Source organism: Lachnoclostridium sp. Marseille-P6806, from assembly GCF_900625025.1.
GTDB lineage: Bacteria > Bacillota > Clostridia > Lachnospirales > Lachnospiraceae > CAG-791.
This window is the reverse complement of sequence record NZ_LR130588.1, coordinates 1-17,396: the sequence shown is the minus strand read 5'-3', so window position 1 is coordinate 17,396 and position 17,396 is coordinate 1. Positions and strand designations below refer to the sequence as shown.

Sequence of the window (17,396 nt, the reverse complement as noted above, 5' to 3'; positions counted from 1 at the left end):
AATCTATGATCTATATCGGAAATCATCTGTCCATATCGAACGGTTATCCGGCGATGGCCCGTGCGGCGCAGGCTCTCGGCGGGGATTGCTTTGCGTTTTTTACCAGAAATCCGCGGGGCGGAAAAAGCAGAACGCCGTCGGCAGAGGAGACGGCGGAGCTGCTGGAGCTGGTCCGGGAGAACGGCTTCGGTCCGGCGGGCGCACACGGGGCCTACACGATGAACCTCTGTGCCGCCGCCGGAGAGACACGCCGGAAAGGGTATGAGATGCTTCGGGACGACCTCATACGGATGAAGAGCCTGCCCGGGATGTTTTATAATTTTCATCCCGGAAGCCATGTCGGTCAGGGAACGGAGAAAGGAATTGCCCTTATTGTGGAGGCACTGAACGGAGCGATCCGGGAGAGCGGGAATGAGGACACGGTCATTCTTCTGGAAACGCCCAATGACGATGAGGGGTATCGGGGGGAAATCGCACGGGTCAGGCAGTGGAGAGAGGAAAAGGAAATGCGATGAGCTGCATACGGCGCAAATACAGGGCGGGCAGGCAGCCTTTCCGCTCCATTCAGACCTCGGAATCCTTTGCGGCAGGCGCGCTCCTTTCTCTGGCGGGCGGGTATCTGGACGCCTATTCTTATCTGGGAAGAGGCGGGGTGTTTGCCAATGCGGAGACGGGGAATATCGTTCTTCTTGCCATCCGTCTCATATCGTTTGAATGGACGGCGGCGCTGCGGTATCTGCTCCCCATTGCCGCGTACGGGGCGGGCGTGCTGCTGTCGGAGCTGGTTCGCAGCAGACGTGAACGCTTCCGGCGCCTGCACTGGCGGCAGCTCCTTGTCTTGCTGGAAATTCTGACCCTTGCCGTCACGGCGTTTCTCCCGCAGAGCATGAATCCGGTCGTAAATTCTGTCATTTCCATGGTGTGCGGGATGCAGGTGACGGCCTTTGCCAAGTTTCACGGGTATGCCATGGCGACGACGATGTGCACCGGGAACCTCCGGAGCGGCACGCAGTCTCTGTACCGCTATCGTCTGACCGGGGAGCGGGAGCTTCTGTGGAAAGGGCTTCTCTATTTTCTGTGCATTCTCTGCTTTATCCTTGGCGCGATGCTCGGGGGAAGAGGGACGATGCTGCTTGCGGAGAGGGCGGTTCTGCCGGCGGCGGGAATCCTTGTCCTCGTGTTGGCGCTGATGTTTTCGGAGAGGCTCAGCTGAAATTCCCGGTTGCCGGCAATGCGTGATGAGAGGTATAATGCTTGCCATGAGCTGGAAAAATACCAATTTACATCTGATGAAAGGCAATGTTTTGGGCGCACACAGGGATAGTGCGCTCTTTTTCAGGTAAATTCGCGAAGCGAGCCTGACATACGGAACCATTATCTCCTGTTCAGATCTGAGCACATGACAGACCTTGAAAAGGAGTTTTTTTATGCAGAAAACAGGGAACAGACAGAAAACAGGAAACGGACAGAAAACAGGAAACAGAATATCTGCCGCAGTCAAAGCGGCGTTCGGGGGAAATGCCTCCGGCACTCAGGGAGAGGGAGCGTCCGGGCAGGCGGAGCGCCAGCTCGGAAAGCTGTATTTGATTACGGCGGCGTCCGGCTTTCAGATTGCCGGAGCCTCATGGGTGGCGCTGCTTGCGGCGCGCGGATTTTCTCTCGCGGAGATCGGTGTGATGGAGGCGGTTTTTCATCTGGTCAGCCTGTGCGGGGAAATTCCGTCGGGCGTGGCGGCGGATGTGCTGGGGCGGAAACAGGCGATGCTTTTCAGTCAGCTCATCACGGCGGCGACCAGCGTCATGATGCTGCTGTCGGGTTCTTTCTTCACCGCGGCGCTGGCTGTGGGTCTGAGCGCGCTCAGCTACAATTTCGCATCGGGGACGCGGGAGGCGCTGGCCTACGACGGCCTGAAATCCGAGGGGAAAGAGGATGCGTATGACCGCTTTGCCTCGGGAGAAATGATGCTTTACCGCATAAGCAGCGCATCCGCGACGCTGTGCGCAGGATTCGCGCTGTTTCTCGGCTACCGGGTGGCTTACGGCATTGACGCGCTGATCGGGCTCGTGGGCTTTGCGGCGGCCCTTGGTCTGAAAGACATCTCCGCAGAGACGGCGGCTGCGGATGGAGAAAAGGGGACATCCCAAAAGGAGACAAGGCGTCCGAGAGTTTTCGGAAACGGGTGCGCGGCGGAGCTTTGCCGCCGCTTCCGGGACTGCGCCGCGGAGAGCGTCCGCTTTCTGATCGGGGACCGGTATGCCTGCGCCGTGATTCTGATCAATGCGGTGCTCGGCGCATTTCCGACGCTGCTGCTGTTCTTTTTGCAGGCGAGGCTCCCGGAGGAGGGGCTTCCGGAAGCGCTCCTCGGGCCGGCGCTGTTTTTCATGGGAATGGGACATGTTCTGGGAGCCCGCATGATGCGGCGCTTCCGGTCGGTGCGCTATCGCAGGATCCTGACATGCAGCGCGGCCGGGATTACGGCGGCGCTGGCATCGCTCTTTCTGCATAATCCGTGGGTGCTGTGCGCCGGGGGATTTCTTGCGGCGTTTGCGGATGATTTTCTTCAGGTGAGAACGGATGTGACGCTGAATGACAGGATTCCGTCGGCGCAGCGGGCGACGCTGATTTCCGTGAATTCGTTTGCTTTTTCCGCGGTGATGATTGTCCTTTCGCCGATCATGGGGGCGGTCATTTAGCCGACGCGGCGGTGACGTCGTACTCAGAGTAATCGCCTCGGATGATCTTTGTCACGAAATGGTCGGCGACGAGCGCGCGCCCTTTTTCATTCAGATGGACGTTGTCGGACAGACAGTCCGGGTAGTTGCTCTGATTAACGGTGCCGTAGTAGTTGTCGATAAAGGACACGCCGACCGCGGTGCAGACATCGATTGCCTTGGCCCAGTAGGTCGGGAGCGCGCCGTTTCCCAGATCAAAGGTGTCGCCGCTGTGAACGCTGCCGCTGCCGTCGATGTATTCCGCGTAGGTGGGGGAGAGAAAGACGAGGCGGATGTGCGGATATTTCTCCTGAATGAGCTCCAGCGCCCGCTTCATCGCGCCGGTGTAGGTCTGAATGTCGTCCTCGTCGTTCTCGTTCATGACCGGGGAGCCCGTGAAATAATCCTGCGCATCGTACATAAACGCGATGATATCGACCGCATCGAAGTCCGTATTTTTGAGTGTGTTTACCGACTCGGCAAAGCGGCTGTCCTCCGGGTGCAGTGCGGCGGCGTTGTCCAGCGCGGTATAGTCGCCGAGGTGGATGGCGTTTGCCACGTAGTACATATTGAAGACATCGTCGACGGCAGAAACATCATAAAGGGCGTTGACGCAGGCGACGCGGGAGGACGGAAAGCCGGCACTGAACGCTTCGACCGTGCCCACAGCTTCCACTGTGCTGCCTGTGGCTTCGACCGTGCCGGTCTCCGCCAGCGCGACCACCTTGGCGGTGATTCCCGTTTTGCCGGTTTCATCGCAGACGGGATTTCCGCCGAGGAACAGAACAACGGTTCTGCCGTCGTCCCTGTGTCCTTCGCGCTTTGCGGGATCGAGAGCGATAATGACGTCCTGTACCTCGACGTCGAATGCCGTGGCGGAGGCTTCGGCAGGCTTCATGCCGGTACCCCGGTTCCAGATGACGAGACGGAGAACGGCGGTGCCGGCAATGATGAGGATCGCGGCAAGAAGAAGCAGATTCAGGGAGAGAGGCCGGCGGGTCCGCCGAGCACGGCGCGCGTGGCCCGGGGTATGAGGGCGCTGCCGTCCGGCGCGGGGGCGGCGGGACGGAACGTTTTCAAATTCGTCGAGAAGATCGTCGATTTCCTCCCGTTCTTCTGTGTTATTATGGTAGTCAAAGTTGCGGGAACCGGATTCCGGATAATTGTTTTTATTCATCGCGATAAGAACACACCTTTCTGTTCCCCCATTTTACACTGGCAGAGGTGAAAAATCTACGAGCGGAGGAGTGATCTCTCCGGAGAGGAAAGCACAGGAATGCGCAGGATCAGATGGAAAAAGCTGCTCGGGCTGCAGGCGATCGTCATGCTGTTTTCGCTCACGTCGGTCGCGGCCAAATTCGCATCGGGGCAGAGGATGTTCTCGCCGGTTTTTTTTCTGTTCTACGGGCTGGAGCTGGTTCTTCTGGCGGTCTATGCGCTGCTGTGGCAGCAGGCGATCAAGCACTTTGATATTTCCGTTGCGTATGCGAACAAGGCGATGACGGTGCTGTGGGGCTTTCTCTGGGGAGGATTGATTTTCCATGACAGGGTGACGCCGGGGAAGCTGGCCGGGGGAGCGCTGGTCGTGCTCGGCGTGATCGTTTTGAACGGGAGCGATGCAAAGCGGAGGGAAGAACCGTGAGAAATTCCGCTGCACTGTGTATATCCATTATGCTTGTCTCGGAGCTGCTCGCGTCGTTTTCGCAGATTCTGCTGAAAAAGAGTGCGGATACCGCACACCGCTCCCGCATCGGCGAGTACCTGAACCGGCTGGTCATTCCGGGCTACGGGCTGCTGTTCTGCTCGATGCTGCTGACGATCCGCGCGTATGCCTATGCGGACTCGTATATGATTGTGCCGGTTCTTGAGACGCTGGGCTATATTTTTGTCATGCTTCTCGGCCGTATTTTTTTCCGGGAGAGGATTACGGGGAGAAAGCTTGCGGGAATGGGACTCATTCTTGCGGGGATTCTGATGTTTTATCTGTGACGGCAGTTGGAAAGGCAGTGGAAGAGCTGCCGCTGCGGAGCATCGGGTAGCAGATCACATCGTCGAATCTGAAATTCGCCTCGCGGAAAAGAGGAATATATGCAGTTCAAAGAGAGAAATTTTGAAGAAGAGAGCGGGACGTTTTATTATGACGAGACGTCCGAGCTCGCAGCTCTGAAAACAGAAGAGACGGGTTATTACGATGAGACGGACGCCATCGACTCCGCGGGGGTGAGGGCAGTGGAGGAGGCGGTCGGCGTTCCGGTGATTTCGCTCCCCGAGGCAGAGGCGCTCGCCGGGGCCGGCTTTTATTACGATGAGGAGCCCGGGACCGCACAGGGGGAAAATCCCGCGGAGGAGGATGGCCGGCAGCCGAAGACGGAGCCGGCGTCCGGCGCAGATGATCCGGACGGCGGAGATGACTTCGGGGAAGAGGATGATCCAGACGGCGGAGAAGCTCCTGATGCCGGAGAGGACGATGCCGGCGAGAGCCCCGATGCGGAGGACTTTGCGGACGATGGCACCGGTGAGGACTATGTCGGCGAGAGCCCCGATGCGGAGAGCTTTGCGGACGATGGCGCCGGTGAGGATTTTGCGGATGATGAGGGCGGGGCGTCCGGCGCGGCGGGAATCCTCGCATGGGCGGCACGGCTGACCGGGATGGATTACGTGATTGCGGGGACGGCGGCGCTTGTCGTCGGCGCGCTGGTTCTGTTCGGGCTGCGCTGGAATTCCGACCGGATCCGGCAGAACGGGATCGCGTCCTTTGCGTCGATCGGGGCCGGCTTTGAGACGGGGACGGCCATCGGAGCGGATAAGATCGCCGAGGTGGCGGAGGCCCGTATCGAGGAGGAAAGAGCCGCGGCCGAGGCCGCAGAGCTTGCGGCGAAAAAGGCCGCGGAGGAGGCTGAGATCGCACGGAACCGCAGGACGGTTGTGGTTCGTGTCACGAGCATTCTCAAGGATCTGAAAATAAAGTTTGTAGATGAGAGCAGCGGCACCCTGATTACCGGCGTTCCGTTTATTGTAAGAGTCACAGGGCCGGACGGTAAGACGAACGAGTACACCAACGACGACAGGGACGGCATTATTTATAAGAAAGACATCGCCGGGGGGGCATATACCGTCGGGATGGTCGAATTTGACGACACCTTTGAGGATGCGAAGTATTACCGCATCAATACGGAGACGCAGACGATTCAGGTAAAGGAGAAGCTCGAATATCAAAAGGTCGATGTCTCTGATGAGATCAAGAGCGAATCGGAGATCAACGTCGCAAAGGAGGACACCGCACAGCAAAATACCGTGGTGGAGAGCGTGAACAAGGACACGGTGGAGTGGGTGGAATCCACGAGGACAGAGCTCTCGGAGGGAGAAAGCGGCGGAATTTCCTCCAATGAGCAGGATTATGTGGCGGTGCCGAAATCGGAGGTTCCGAATCCCCAGACGTCGGCGGGCCGGAACAGAGGGCGCGCGGATGCGGCGCTTCGGCCGGTGCAGTCGGCTGTGTCTGCGGAGCCGGTTTCCATGAGCATGAACGCCGCGTGGCCCGGCGTCTCCGCGGAAAATCTGCTCGTCACGGCAGAAATCTATCAGAAAACGGAGCTGACGGAGGCGCCGGTTTCGGAGGAGCCGTCCGAGGAGGAACAGGGTGAGACGGAGCCTGCGGAAAAAACGGTGACAGGGGTTACGCTGAATCCGGGCACGCTTTCCGGGACCAAGGGCGGGAGCGCCTCGCTTACGGTGACGGTGTCGTGGTCGGACGGCTCGACGAGCGCCGAGGCGGACTGGTCCTCCGATCATGCGGACATCGCCTCGGTGGATGGAGGCGTCGTCACCTATAACGCGCCGGGCACGGCGACGATCACCGCGAGCAAGGGAGAGCACTCGGCGTCCTGCAGCGTGACGGTTTCGGAAGAAAAGACGGTGTATTCGCTGACCATGAGCGGAAGCAGCTCATTTAAGAAAGGAGAGTCCACAACGCTTTCCCCTGCGCTCAGTCCATCGAGGGACGGCGTTTCTTACAGTTGGTCCACGGGGAACGCGGGCGTTGCGAAAGTGGACGGCGGCAAGGTCACGGGGGTAGCGGCGGGAACGGCAGATATTATCTGCCGGACGACCATTGACGGGACAGAGTACAGCGCAAAGCTCACGGTTACGGTGACGGAGGAGGGAGGGGCGGTGGAAATATCGCTGAGCCCTTCGAAAGTAAGTCTGACGGTCGGCGCGATGCAGCAGCTCACGGCAAAGATATCGAATGCGACGAACGGCTCCGTGGAGTGGTCGAGTTCGGACAATTCTGTCGCCACGGTCGGGAGCGACGGCGTGGTCAAGGGCGTCAAGGCCGGTTCGGCGACGATCACCGCGACCGCAAAGGCGGACAGCAGCAAGACGGCGTCCAGCAAGGTTACGGTCACGGCGGCCGGCTCGGGATACATCGTGCTGGATCCGGGTTCTGTCAGCATCGCCGCCGGAAATTATATCACGGTCACGGCGACGGTCTATCGTCCCGATAAGACCAAGGCGGAGAACCAGAGCGTCAGCTGGTCGAGCTCCGATGCCGGAATCGCCTCGGTGGACGGGGGAAAAATCACGGCGATCAAGACCGGAAGCTGCACCGTTACCGCGGTATCGCAGGCGGACGGCAGCGTGAAAGCCGAGATTACGGTCACGGTCAAAGCCAATACGACAAAGCTCCGGGATAAGGACGGCAATCAGCTTTATGTCCGCGGGAGCGACGGAAGCTACCGCACGGCGACCGTGGAGGACTATGCGCAGTTCGACACGTTCTACCGTCTGGCCAACGTCACGAAGAATTACCGCTATACCGGCTGGCAGACCATCGGGGGGCGGACATACTTTTTTGACAAGAATGGAAATTTTGTGACCGGAGATCAGATCATTCAGGGAGCAAAATATTCCTTTGCGGCAGACGGAACGCTGAATACCGGCGGGGCGGTGCTGGGAATCGACGTCTCCAAGTGGAACGGGAACATCAACTGGACGGCGGTGGCGAATTCGGGCGTGAAGTTTGTCATCATCCGCTGCGGGTACCGCGGCTCTACGCTGGGCGCTCTGATCGAGGATTCCCGGTTCCGGTCGAATATTGCCGGAGCGGCGGCGGCCGGCCTCAAGGTCGGCGTGTATTTCTTCTCACAGGCGATCGATGAGGTGGAGGCGGTTGAGGAGGCGTCCATGGTGCTCTCGCTCATCGGAGGGTATAAGATATCGTATCCGGTATTTCTTGATCTCGAGGATTCCGGGGGGCGGGCCGACGGCCTCAGCGCCGCCGCACGCACAAAGGTCGCGGCGGCGTTCTGCCGGACCATTCAGAACAGCGGGTATAAGTCCGGTATTTATGCCAACAAGACGTGGCTCGGGAGCAGGATGAACGTGGGGAGTCTTGCGAGCTATCATATCTGGCTCGCGCAGTATGCCGCCAGCCCGACATACAGTGCGTCCCGCTACGATATATGGCAGTACAGCGCCAAGGGCTCCGTCGCCGGCATCAGCGGCAATGTGGATATGAATCTTTCTTATATGGGGTATTAGGGGAAACCGGGGGATCGCCGGCAGCGTCGGCTCCGGGCGCGCCGCGCGGGAGAGTTCCCGATTCATCGCGAGCGCGAATTTCATAATCAGTGTAAATTTCATATCATCGTTGAAATCAGCGAAAAATCCGGGAAACGGCACAACCGAGTGCTGCTTTCCGGTTTTTTTCTTTGTCCGCCGCCAAGGCGGAATGATAAAAAATAATATGCTTTTTTACTCTGCTTCAAAAATCGAGGCGGCGAAAGATAAAAAGTTGTGAAGATAATGGCGCGTTCCCGTGAGAGAAAAAACAGGGGAAACCCTACAATGAAACTATCTTCTGTGGAAAAACGCATGACGCCGGCAGAGCTGCGGCGCCGGTCTTGCCGCAGAGAATCAAAAATACAGGAGGATTTTGTAATGGCGGTTCGGTTTGGATTGATTGGCTACGGCTTCATGGGGTGCGAACAATAACCAGCACCGGAAGCTCGCAGAGATGGCGGCGAAAGCCGGAAAGCATGTCCTGTGCGAAAAGCCGGTGGCGCTTTCGCTTGAGGATCTGGATGCGATGGAGCGGTGCTGCAGGGAAAACGGCGTCACCTTTACCGTACACCAGCAGCGCCGCTTCGATCAGGATTTCCGCATTGCAAAGGAGATCTTTGACTCGGAGACGCTGGGACGGATGTATACTGTGAAATCCATGCTGTACGGGTTCAATGGCAATATGCACGACTGGCATGTCTACAAGGATCAGGGCGGCGGCATGCTGTACGACTGGGGCGTGCACCTGATCGACCAGATGCTCTGGATGATCCCCGGAAAGCTGACGTCCGTATTTGCGGATCTGCGGAATGTGATCAACCGTGAGGTGGATGATTATTTCCATATTTTCCTGCGGTTTGAGAGCGGCATTGTGGCGCAGATCGAGCTGGGCACCTACTACCTGAGCGACGCGCTGGGCTGGTTTGAGCGGCACTGGTTTATCGGCGGCGACAAGGGATCCATGCACTGCGACGGGTTTAAGCCCGAGGGTGTGATTGTACGGACGACGGAGCTGCTGACCTCGGTAAAAGGACAGCGCACCATGACGGCTGCCGGGCCGACCCGCTCCTTTGGCCCGCCTCCGGAGGGACGGATTGTCACAGAGCCCCTGCCTGAGGTGAACACAAACCATCGGATGTACTTTGAAAATTATCTGGCGGCTCTTTCGGGCAAGGAAGAATTTCTGGTGAAGATTTCCGAGGTGCGCCGGGTTCTTCGTGTGATGGAGGCCGTGCGGGAATCGGCGCGCACGGGACGTTCCGTGGATTTCGAGAGCTGAGCGTCTTGGGAGAAAGCTGAGGGAACGGTAAATTTGTCCGGCACGGCAGGAAGGCTGTGCCGGCAGATGGAACACCGTGGAAACATATTTTGGGGATTGGGGAGTTAACGTTGTAGAACAATGCTTTCATAAGGGGGGAAGGGTATGGCGGGGCAGCAAGCGACAGAGAACGCATGGAGGAAAATACGGAGGATTTTCTTAGGAAACGACAAGCTCTCACAGCGAAACCGCAACAATGTGCTGGCGATGGGTATTATCGCATTCGGCTTCATCATTGCGATTGCGGGCGATAGACGGCCCGGGTTATCAGGGCGGCATGACGGAGCTTCCTGCCACCGCACTGAACGCCATTGACAACATGTTCCTGTGGGTGCCCTGCGGCGCATTGGTCGTCAGCGGTATTTTCTACATCATGCTCAACCTGTCCAACAGGCGTGTCGCCGAAATGCGTGCGGAGATCGCAGCGCGTGCGGAAAAAACAGAGGGGACGGGCGAGAACTAAGCGGAAACCGATGTGGTTTACATAAACTCTATAAAGAAAGTTGAGGTATGAATGATGAGTGAGGTTAAAAAAGTTCCTAAACGCGGTATCTCCACCTATTGCTTTTATCCGGAGCTGGATGTGAACATGGAGCTGGAAGATGTCTTCATGCACATGGAAGATATGGGCTCGTTCGGCCTTGAAATTCTGGCAGACGGCATTATCGAGGGCTATCCGCATCCGTCCAACAAGTGGCTGGACAAGTGGTTCGCCATGATCGAGAAGTATCATATTGTGCCGGTCGAATACGGTCACTGGGTGGAATCCCGTCTTGTGCCGGGACGTGAGGCAACGATTGAGGAATCGCTGGAGCAGCTGATTCGCGATATCAAGCTGGCGTCTTTCATGGGTTTCACCTGCATGCGCACAAAGCTCGGCGTCATCGACGAGGTTCTGAATCCGGTTTCCAACTGGCGCGAGATCATCAAGCGCGCGCTGCCCTATGCGGAAAAATACAATGTCGTGATGCAGCCGGAGCTGCATGCACCCACCAGACTGACCGACCCGATGGTGCAGGAGTACGCGGAATTTATCGACAAGGAAAACACCAAGTATTTCGGCTTCAACGTTGACTTCGGCGTCTTCAAGCGCCACGATCCCAACGGGATTGAGAAAATGCACCCCGGCTTTGAAAAGGGACCCAGCAAGCCGGAGGACATCATCCCGTACCTGCCGTACATTCATTGCTGCCACGCCAAGTATTACAACATGAGCGAGGACTTTGAGGAAACCACCATCCCGTACCGCGAAGTGATTGACATTCTGATTAAGCATGGCTGGGACGGTTATCTGCTCAGCGAATATGAGGGCGTTAATCACAACGACATCAACCACTGCATCACGCAGGTCCGCCGTCATCAGCTGTTCCTGAAGAACATTCTGGGCGCATAAACAAATACGGCGGCGCACAGGGCGGAGCGTGCGTTTTGCTCAGACGAAAAGGAGGTTTTATTATGTTGGAAATGGAAGCCTTGCAATATAAAGGATTTCGCAATCTCAAAAAGGGCGATGAGACGGTTGGTTTTCAGGTCGGGATCCGCTTTGTTGCGTACCGCGGTCCGTGGCTCTCGCAGTTTCGCTTCAAATATGTCAAGGTAGACGGCAAGAAGTTCGGCCCCGATGTATGCACGTTTACCCTCCACGGCGTGGAGTACACGTATGAGGAAATGCTTCAGGATTGGCATGTAAAGTGGAATCTGCAGGATGTGTGCTACATCCATGTGCGCAAGCCGGGCGGTCTTGCTTCCGGAAATCACAGGGTGCAGGTCGTGTTCTGGGAGGTGGCTTCGTATCTCCCGCCTTTTCTGGATGATATGCGCATGAATCAGGATGACATTCCGGAGGATCCGTCGAATACCAGAGAGATGATCATCGTTTAACAGAACAGAATCCGCAAATCCAAAGAGAAAGGGCTGTTGCACCGGTTACTCAGTGCGGTAGCCCCTTTGCCATGACATAAAAAATCAGGAGGAGAGATAGTGTGAAAAATCACGCTGATGCGCGGATTTTGGAGCGCGTGCCTCGCACTAAAGTGCTTCGGCATGGAGGATTACCATGAGAGAAGAAGAAAAGATTGCAGCGGGCATTCTGTTTTGTCCCACGGATCCCGAGCTGAAAGCCATCAAATTAAAAACGCATAATCTGAATGTTGATTTTAATGTTCTGCATGAGGATGAAAAGGAAAAAAGATGGGAAATTCTGGGGCAGATGCTGGGTGAAATCGGAGAGGGCTCCTTTCTGCAGGGTCCGATTACCTTTCATTATGGAAAGCATACCAAAATCGGAAAGCGCACATTTATTAACTTCAACTTTACCGTGCAGGACGACGCCTCGGTGGTAATCGGCGATCACTGCGATATCGGCCCCAACGTTACCATCGTCACGCCGCTTCATCCGATGCTTTCAAACGAGCGCCGCGCCCTGTGCGACAAAGACGGAAACGTAAAGCGGCTCTGCTATGCGAAGCCTGTGACAATAGGGAACGGATGCTGGATATGTGCCAATGTAACCATCTGTCCGGGCGTAACGATCGGGGAGAATACGGTCATTGGAGCCGGCAGCGTGGTGACGGAGGATATTCCCGCGGGCAGCTTTGCGGCAGGAGTTCCATGCAGGGTAATCCGTGCGCTTACAGAAAAGGACAGTATGAAGTATAAGCCGGAGATTTTAGCGGACAATAAGGTGGAATGGGAATAGAAAAGACGTTTTGAAAAGTCGAGACAGGAGGGAACGCTATGCCTTATAAGATGCGCATTAATTTCGTTGATGTGGTTGTTCCGGACAGCCTGCACAGCGATTATGTGAGCGGCAAAAAGGTGGGATACCAGTTCAAGATCCGCCTCAGCTACTACCGGGGACATTTTCTGTCCGTGATCGATCGTTTTGCGGTTGCGGTGGACGGCGAAGAGGTTCCGTCGGAGCATATTAAGTTCTGCATCAACGGGAAAGCATTCAGCCCGGTTGAATTTGACAAATGCTATTCTGAATTCTGGCAGGTCATTGAACCGGCGACCGTCCGTATTTTCCAGCCCGGCGGTCTGTCCGAGGGTGAGCACAGGATTGATGTAACACTGGATTTTCATTCGCCGTATATGCCGATCGGGCCGAATCATCAGTATATGCCGATTGACGGCAGCGGTTCCGGCGTGCTGACACTGAAAGACTGACGAGAGGAGGAATCGAAGATGGCTGAAATCAAGAGAGGCATTACACTGTTTTCACTGGGTTCGCTCTATCTCCGCGGTGAAATGAATCTGGAGGATCTGATCCGTGAATCGGCTGCCATGGGATTTGAGGGCTACGAAATTGTGGCGTCACAGATGATACCGTCCTATCCTTTTGTTTCGGACGAATTTGTCGAGTTCACAAAAAAGTGTCAGGAAAAATACGGCATCGGACCCGTCTGCTACGCGGCGCAAATGGATCGGGGCATGCTGCGTGACAGAGATCTGACCGAAGATGAGATGGTTGCCAGAGGCATTCAGGACATTATTTCCGCCAATAAGCTCGGATGTAAGGTTATGAGAGAGCAGTATCTTCTTTCTCCCGGAGGGCTTGCCCGTCTGGCGCCCTATGCCGAGGCCTATGATGTCCGGGTGGGCATAGAGATCCACAATCCGGAAAGCCCGATCACACAGGCTGTCCTCGATTATGTTGCGGCGATTGAAAAAAGCGGCAGCAGATATATCGGCTTCATTCCCGACTTCGGATGCTTTGCCACGAAGCCGAACAAACCGTATTGGGATCGTGCCCTGCAGGACGGCGCGACAGAGGAACAGCTTGAGAGGTGCGCTCAGCTTCGCTATGACGAAGTTCTTATGGATCAGGCGTTTGCCGCGATGAAGGATGATATTGAAAAATGCCCGGCACTCGCGGGTGCGCTCAACAGCATGTACGGCTTTGTGCAGTTCCGGAAAGACTGCCGCAGGGAGCTGGAGGGACTTGTCAGAATCATGCCGTACTGCTTTGAAATGCACGGGAAGTTCCACTATATGTACGAGGATCTGCATGAGGCGTCGATCCCCTATGAGGAAATCATGGAGGTCATCAATCATTCGGATTTTAAAGGCTATATTGTGACGGAGTTTGAGGGCGGAGAAGAACCGCTTGTTCAGTGCCGCCGCCACAGCGATATGCTTAAAAAGCTGATTCGTCAGTGAGGGAACAGCAATCTGGCATCAGGAAACGCCATGGGGGATTTTCGATTATGACGCAGAAATCTGATGAGAAGCTTTTTACCGTACCGTTTTTTGTGATTGCTGTTGTGAATCTGTGTCTGTCTGTTGTGACACAGATGTTTAATCTTTGTTATTTTTGACAGCTGTCTGATCACCATGTTCCTGACGCTTTTTGCCAAGGAATCCGGCATCGCCGGGGCGGGTCTTTTCTTTACGATTTCTGTTGTTTTTATGTTGGCGGCAAGAATCATATCGGGGAAAATCAGTGACCGTTACGGCGTGCTCAAGGCGCTTCTGCCGGTGTTTTCTACGGGCTCGGCAGCGGTATGGCAACGCCGGCGCTCAATGCCGAGGCAGTTCGGAATTCACCGAAAGATCGAGTGAGTGTCGCCTCATCGACCTTTTTCCTGCCATTGGATCTGGCTTTTGTGATCGGCTCTGTGGTATGGGGCATCTTGATTGATGGCCTCGGCTTCAAACAGGTTTTTATGATCGCCATCGGCATCGTTGTAACATCGGCGGCGGCAGCCCTTTTCGTATTTAGCAGAAGGGCAGCCGGAACGGAAAGAGAAATGCCGGCGGCTGAATAATGAATCCGACAATTGGCAGTACGGTCTTGACGAAAAACATGTAAAATAGAAAGCAAGGAGGGTCAGGCTATGGGGAAAGTCAGAATCGGCATCGTCGGCTGCGGCGGTATCGCGAATCAGAAGCATATGCCGGCGATGAGGAGCAACAGCGATCTGTGTGAGATCGTGGCGGCGTGTGACATCATTAAGGAAAGAGCCGAGAAAGCGGCTGCGGAATACGGTGCGCCGGGCTGTGAGATCTATGAGGATTATCATGATCTGCTGGATAATCCGGACGTCGAGGTTGTTCATATCTGCACGCCGAACGTCTCTCACAGTGAGATTGCGATCGCGGCGTTTGAAGCGAAAAAACATGTCTATTGCGAAAAGCCGATGTCCCACAGCACGACAGAGGCGGAGAAGATGGTGGAAGCATGGAAGAAATCGGGCATGCAGTTCACTGTCGGTTATCAGAACCGTTTCCGTGCCGAGGTTCAGAACCTACATGCGGCATGTGAAGCAGGAGATCTCGGAGAAATCTATTATGCGCAGGCATGGGCAGTCAGGCGCCGCGCGGTCCCGACATGGGGCGTTTTCCCGAACAAGGCTCTCCAGGGCGGGGGACCGCTGATCGATATCGGCACGCATGCCCTTGATATTACGCTGTGGTGCATGAACAACTATGACGTTGATTCCATCACGGGCTCGGTTTTCTATAAGCTCGGCAATCGGAAACAGGCGACGGAGGGCAATCTGTTCGGCCCGTGGGATCCGGAGACCTATGAAGTAGAGGATTCGGCGTTCGGTTATATCAAAATGAAGAATGGGGCCGCGATCAATCTGTTTGCCTCATGGGCGCTGAACTACATGGATTCCCGTGAAGCCTCCACGACGCTCTGCGGAACCAGGGCGGGGGCGGAAGTCCATTCCGGTATGAGTTATCCGAAGAATGAACTGATTTATAACCGCGGACGGGGCGGTCAGCTGATGGAAGAGAAGCTCTCCCCGGTCGGAGGAGTTGCGTATTTCGGCGGCGGCTCCGGCGAAGAGGGCACGGTCGATAACCGCCAGTGGCTGGAAGCTGTCCGAAAAGGAAGCTCTCCGCTCGTCAGACCGGAGGAGGCGCTTGTTGTGACGCGCATTCTCGATAATATTTACAAGGCAGCCGCAGACAACAGGGAAGTCAGATTCTGATTGATTTTACGGCGCGTCTCGCTGGGGCGCTTTGGCATGGAGGATTGGTATGAAAGACATTAGAATTGCAGTCATCGGGCATGGTTTTATGGGGCATGAGCATGAAAAAATGCTTAAGGATTTCCCCGGGATTCGTCTTATGGGATTTTCTGACAAGGACCCGAAGCAGCTTCAGGATGTCGCAGAGGGCCTGAAGAGATATCAGAGCAATGAGGAAATCTTCGAGGACCCGGAGGTCGATGTTGTTCTGATCGCGGCCAATAACAATCAGCATCACGATCTGGTCATACAGGCGGCAAAAGCCGGCAAGAATATCATTTGTGAAAAGCCGGCGGCCATGAGCCTGCAGGAGCTGGATGAGATGGTGAAAGCGGTCGGGGAAAACGGCGTAAAATTCACAATTCACCATCAGAGACGGTTCGATCCGGACTTCCGCACCGCAAAGGAGGTCTATGATTCCGGAACGCTCGGCGCTGTTTATGCCGTAAAGAGCCAGCTGTACGGCTTTAACGGCAACATGCATGACTGGCATGTCTTTGTCAGTGAGGGCGGAGGCATGCTCTATGACTGGGGCGTTCATCTTCTGGATCAGCTCTGCTGGATGTTCCCGGGTGCCAAAATCCGTTCGGTTTTTGCCGACCTCAGGAACGTCATCAATAAAGAGGTCGACGACTATTTCCAGATCATGCTGCGCTTTGATAATGACGTCACGGCGACCGTCGAGCTGGGAACCTATTATCTGTCGGATAAGACACAGGACAAGTGGTTCGAGCGCCACTGGTTCGTGGCCGGAAATAAAGGAAGCGCTTACGTCGATGGATTTTTCCCGGAGGGCAAGGTCGTCAGGACGACACACCTGCTGACCAATGTCGGAGGCAAGCGGACGATGACGGCTGCGGGGCCGACAAGATCGTTCGGGCCCGCACCGGAGGGCACGATCGTGACGGAGGCTCTTCCCGAAATTCATACAGAGCACAGAAATTATTTTGAGAATTATGTCAGAGCCTATCATGGGGAAGAGGACTTTCTGGTTAAGATCCCGGAGGTCAGACGTGTCCTCAGGCTGATGGATGCGGTTCGTGAGTCGGCAAGAACCAGCCGTTCAATCGACTTTGAGTAAATGAAATGACGGCACAATGAAATGACAGTACGGATGAAAGGAAAAATCATGAAATTCGGATTGCTGACAGCGATTCTTGAGGGGACGACCTTCGAAGAGGCCGTCGATTTTGCGGCTGCGAACGGTCTGGAGTGTCTGGAAGTCGCCTGCTGGCCGAATGCCGGCGGCGCCAGGAGGCGGTATGCGGGGGTCTGTCATATCGACGCGGAGGCGCTGACGCCTGCAAGGGCCGGAGAGATCAATGAGTACTGTGCGGCCAAAGGTGTTGAAATATCATCGCTTGGGTATTATCCTAATACGCTGGATCCCGATCCGGAGAAGAGGAAAGTCTATATTGATCATATCCACGCGCTGATCGATGCTTCCGCCATGCTCGGGGTAAATATGGTCACGACGTTCGTCGGCCGTATTCCGGATCAGACGGTTGAGGAAAACCTGAAGGTTGTGAAAGAAGTGTGGCCGCCGATTCTTGAGCATGCCAAAGAAAAGGGCGTCAGAATCGCGATTGAGAACTGTCCGATGTGGTTTACCGAGGACGAATGGCCGGGCGGGCAGAACCTGATGACCTCTCCGGCCAACTGGCGCAGAGTCTTTGAACTTCTGCCCTATGATCCCGTTTTTGACACTTTAGTACGCAATAAATGCCCACAACTTCTCTGTTTACAAGGGGTTGCGGGCATTCTCTGATTTTTACGAAACGCGTACTACGTCTATCTTTGCTTTGATTTTCTAATAATTCCTTT

The 17,396-nt window shown here is 55.7% G+C and carries 17 protein-coding genes and 1 pseudogene; 17 read left to right on the top strand and 1 reads right to left on the bottom strand.

The features are described from left to right. Window positions 1-5 precede the first annotated feature (5 nt). The 3 genes from E0E20_RS12690 (at window position 6) to E0E20_RS12680 (ending at window position 2,693) form a co-directional block, all read left to right on the top strand. Window positions 6-515, top strand: coding sequence for a TIM barrel protein (locus tag E0E20_RS12690; protein ID WP_165444105.1), 510 nt, complete (start codon window positions 6-8; stop codon window positions 513-515). Then, a complete protein-coding gene (locus E0E20_RS12685; protein WP_130838558.1) occupies window positions 512-1,213 on the top strand; it encodes a YoaK family protein in 702 nt (233 codons plus the stop codon). Before E0E20_RS12690 ends, E0E20_RS12685 begins: the two co-directional genes overlap by 4 nt. Window positions 1,214-1,427: 214 nt before the next feature. Further along, window positions 1,428-2,693 (top strand): MFS transporter, encoded by a 1,266-nt coding sequence (locus E0E20_RS12680; protein WP_130838557.1) that lies wholly within the window; start codon window positions 1,428-1,430, stop codon window positions 2,691-2,693. On the opposite strand, the gene E0E20_RS12675 is transcribed toward E0E20_RS12680, so the two are convergent. After that, complete coding sequence (locus E0E20_RS12675) at window positions 2,686-3,888, bottom strand: SGNH/GDSL hydrolase family protein (protein WP_130838556.1); 1,203 nt, start codon at window positions 3,886-3,888, stop codon at window positions 2,686-2,688. The two genes, E0E20_RS12680 and E0E20_RS12675, sit on opposite strands and share 8 nt — an antisense overlap. A gap of 99 nt (window positions 3,889-3,987) precedes the next feature. On the opposite strand from E0E20_RS12675, the gene E0E20_RS12670 reads away from it, so the two are divergent. The 14 genes and pseudogenes from E0E20_RS12670 to E0E20_RS12605 all read left to right on the top strand — a co-directional run bounded on the left by E0E20_RS12670 (window position 3,988) and on the right by E0E20_RS12605 (window position 17,340). Next, on the top strand, window positions 3,988-4,353 hold the full coding sequence (locus tag E0E20_RS12670; protein ID WP_130838555.1) for a transporter: 366 nt from the start codon (window positions 3,988-3,990) through the stop codon (window positions 4,351-4,353). Next, entirely contained in the window at window positions 4,350-4,700 is a 351-nt protein-coding gene (locus E0E20_RS12665; protein WP_242622793.1) for an EamA family transporter, read from the top strand. The genes E0E20_RS12670 and E0E20_RS12665 overlap by 4 nt, the downstream gene beginning before the upstream one ends. A gap of 99 nt (window positions 4,701-4,799) precedes the next feature. After that, on the top strand, window positions 4,800-8,252 hold the full coding sequence (locus E0E20_RS12660; protein ID WP_130838554.1) for a GH25 family lysozyme: 3,453 nt from the start codon (window positions 4,800-4,802) through the stop codon (window positions 8,250-8,252). Between the two features lie 421 nt (window positions 8,253-8,673). After that, on the top strand, window positions 8,674-9,552 hold the full coding sequence (locus tag E0E20_RS12655; RefSeq protein WP_278045081.1) for a Gfo/Idh/MocA family protein: 879 nt from the start codon (window positions 8,674-8,676) through the stop codon (window positions 9,550-9,552). 316 nt (window positions 9,553-9,868) lie between these two features. After that, entirely contained in the window at window positions 9,869-10,054 is a 186-nt protein-coding gene (locus tag E0E20_RS12650) for a hypothetical protein (protein ID WP_130838552.1), read from the top strand. A gap of 51 nt (window positions 10,055-10,105) precedes the next feature. Then, window positions 10,106-10,984 carry a sugar phosphate isomerase/epimerase family protein gene (locus E0E20_RS12645; protein WP_130838551.1) on the top strand — a complete coding sequence of 293 codons (879 nt, stop codon included), beginning with the start codon at window positions 10,106-10,108 and terminating at the stop codon, window positions 10,982-10,984. A gap of 62 nt (window positions 10,985-11,046) precedes the next feature. Beyond that, window positions 11,047-11,472 (top strand): C-glycoside deglycosidase beta subunit domain-containing protein, encoded by a 426-nt coding sequence (locus E0E20_RS12640; protein WP_130838550.1) that lies wholly within the window; start codon window positions 11,047-11,049, stop codon window positions 11,470-11,472. A 175-nt stretch (window positions 11,473-11,647) separates the two neighbouring features. Then, entirely contained in the window at window positions 11,648-12,289 is a 642-nt protein-coding gene (locus E0E20_RS12635) for a sugar O-acetyltransferase (protein WP_130838549.1), read from the top strand. A gap of 38 nt (window positions 12,290-12,327) precedes the next feature. After that, entirely contained in the window at window positions 12,328-12,759 is a 432-nt protein-coding gene (locus E0E20_RS12630; RefSeq protein WP_130838548.1) for a C-glycoside deglycosidase beta subunit domain-containing protein, read from the top strand. 18 nt (window positions 12,760-12,777) lie between these two features. Continuing rightward, window positions 12,778-13,752, top strand: a complete 975-nt coding sequence (locus E0E20_RS12625) for a sugar phosphate isomerase/epimerase family protein (RefSeq protein WP_130838547.1) — start codon at window positions 12,778-12,780, stop codon at window positions 13,750-13,752. Window positions 13,753-14,078: 326 nt separating this feature from the next. Beyond that, window positions 14,079-14,360, top strand: a pseudogene (locus tag E0E20_RS12620) (MFS transporter); the annotation flags it as partial. A gap of 69 nt (window positions 14,361-14,429) precedes the next feature. Further along, window positions 14,430-15,533 (top strand): Gfo/Idh/MocA family protein, encoded by a 1,104-nt coding sequence (locus tag E0E20_RS12615; RefSeq protein ID WP_130838545.1) that lies wholly within the window; start codon window positions 14,430-14,432, stop codon window positions 15,531-15,533. Window positions 15,534-15,582: 49 nt separating this feature from the next. Then, the gene (locus E0E20_RS12610; protein WP_130838544.1) at window positions 15,583-16,653 is read left to right on the top strand and encodes a Gfo/Idh/MocA family protein; all 1,071 of its coding nucleotides are present in this window, start codon (window positions 15,583-15,585) and stop codon (window positions 16,651-16,653) included. Between the two features lie 48 nt (window positions 16,654-16,701). Beyond that, window positions 16,702-17,340: a sugar phosphate isomerase/epimerase family protein gene (locus E0E20_RS12605; RefSeq protein ID WP_207302880.1), complete on the top strand. Its 639-nt coding sequence runs from the start codon at window positions 16,702-16,704 to the stop codon at window positions 17,338-17,340. The last annotated feature ends 56 nt before the right edge of the window (window positions 17,341-17,396 follow it).

What these genes read in the sequence shown, in the direction of transcription:
- E0E20_RS12610 (WP_130838544.1), top strand. Translation starts at nt 15,583, where the DNA reads ATGAAAGACATTAGAATTGCAGTCATCGGGCATGGTTTTATGGGGCAT.
- E0E20_RS12660 (WP_130838554.1), top strand. Translation starts at nt 4,800, where the DNA reads ATGCAGTTCAAAGAGAGAAATTTTGAAGAAGAGAGCGGGACGTTTTAT.
- E0E20_RS12650 (WP_130838552.1), top strand. Translation starts at nt 9,869, where the DNA reads ATGACGGAGCTTCCTGCCACCGCACTGAACGCCATTGACAACATGTTC.
- E0E20_RS12670 (WP_130838555.1), top strand. Translation starts at nt 3,988, where the DNA reads ATGCGCAGGATCAGATGGAAAAAGCTGCTCGGGCTGCAGGCGATCGTC.
- E0E20_RS12680 (WP_130838557.1), top strand. Translation starts at nt 1,428, where the DNA reads ATGCAGAAAACAGGGAACAGACAGAAAACAGGAAACGGACAGAAAACA.
- E0E20_RS12690 (WP_165444105.1), top strand. Translation starts at nt 6, where the DNA reads ATGATCTATATCGGAAATCATCTGTCCATATCGAACGGTTATCCGGCG.
- E0E20_RS12685 (WP_130838558.1), top strand. Translation starts at nt 512, where the DNA reads ATGAGCTGCATACGGCGCAAATACAGGGCGGGCAGGCAGCCTTTCCGC.
- E0E20_RS12605 (WP_207302880.1), top strand. Translation starts at nt 16,702, where the DNA reads ATGAAATTCGGATTGCTGACAGCGATTCTTGAGGGGACGACCTTCGAA.
- E0E20_RS12645 (WP_130838551.1), top strand. Translation starts at nt 10,106, where the DNA reads ATGATGAGTGAGGTTAAAAAAGTTCCTAAACGCGGTATCTCCACCTAT.
- E0E20_RS12640 (WP_130838550.1), top strand. Translation starts at nt 11,047, where the DNA reads ATGTTGGAAATGGAAGCCTTGCAATATAAAGGATTTCGCAATCTCAAA.
- E0E20_RS12635 (WP_130838549.1), top strand. Translation starts at nt 11,648, where the DNA reads ATGAGAGAAGAAGAAAAGATTGCAGCGGGCATTCTGTTTTGTCCCACG.
- E0E20_RS12630 (WP_130838548.1), top strand. Translation starts at nt 12,328, where the DNA reads ATGCCTTATAAGATGCGCATTAATTTCGTTGATGTGGTTGTTCCGGAC.
- E0E20_RS12675 (WP_130838556.1), bottom strand. Translation starts at nt 3,888, where the DNA reads ATGAATAAAAACAATTATCCGGAATCCGGTTCCCGCAACTTTGACTAC.
- E0E20_RS12615 (WP_130838545.1), top strand. Translation starts at nt 14,430, where the DNA reads ATGGGGAAAGTCAGAATCGGCATCGTCGGCTGCGGCGGTATCGCGAAT.
- E0E20_RS12625 (WP_130838547.1), top strand. Translation starts at nt 12,778, where the DNA reads ATGGCTGAAATCAAGAGAGGCATTACACTGTTTTCACTGGGTTCGCTC.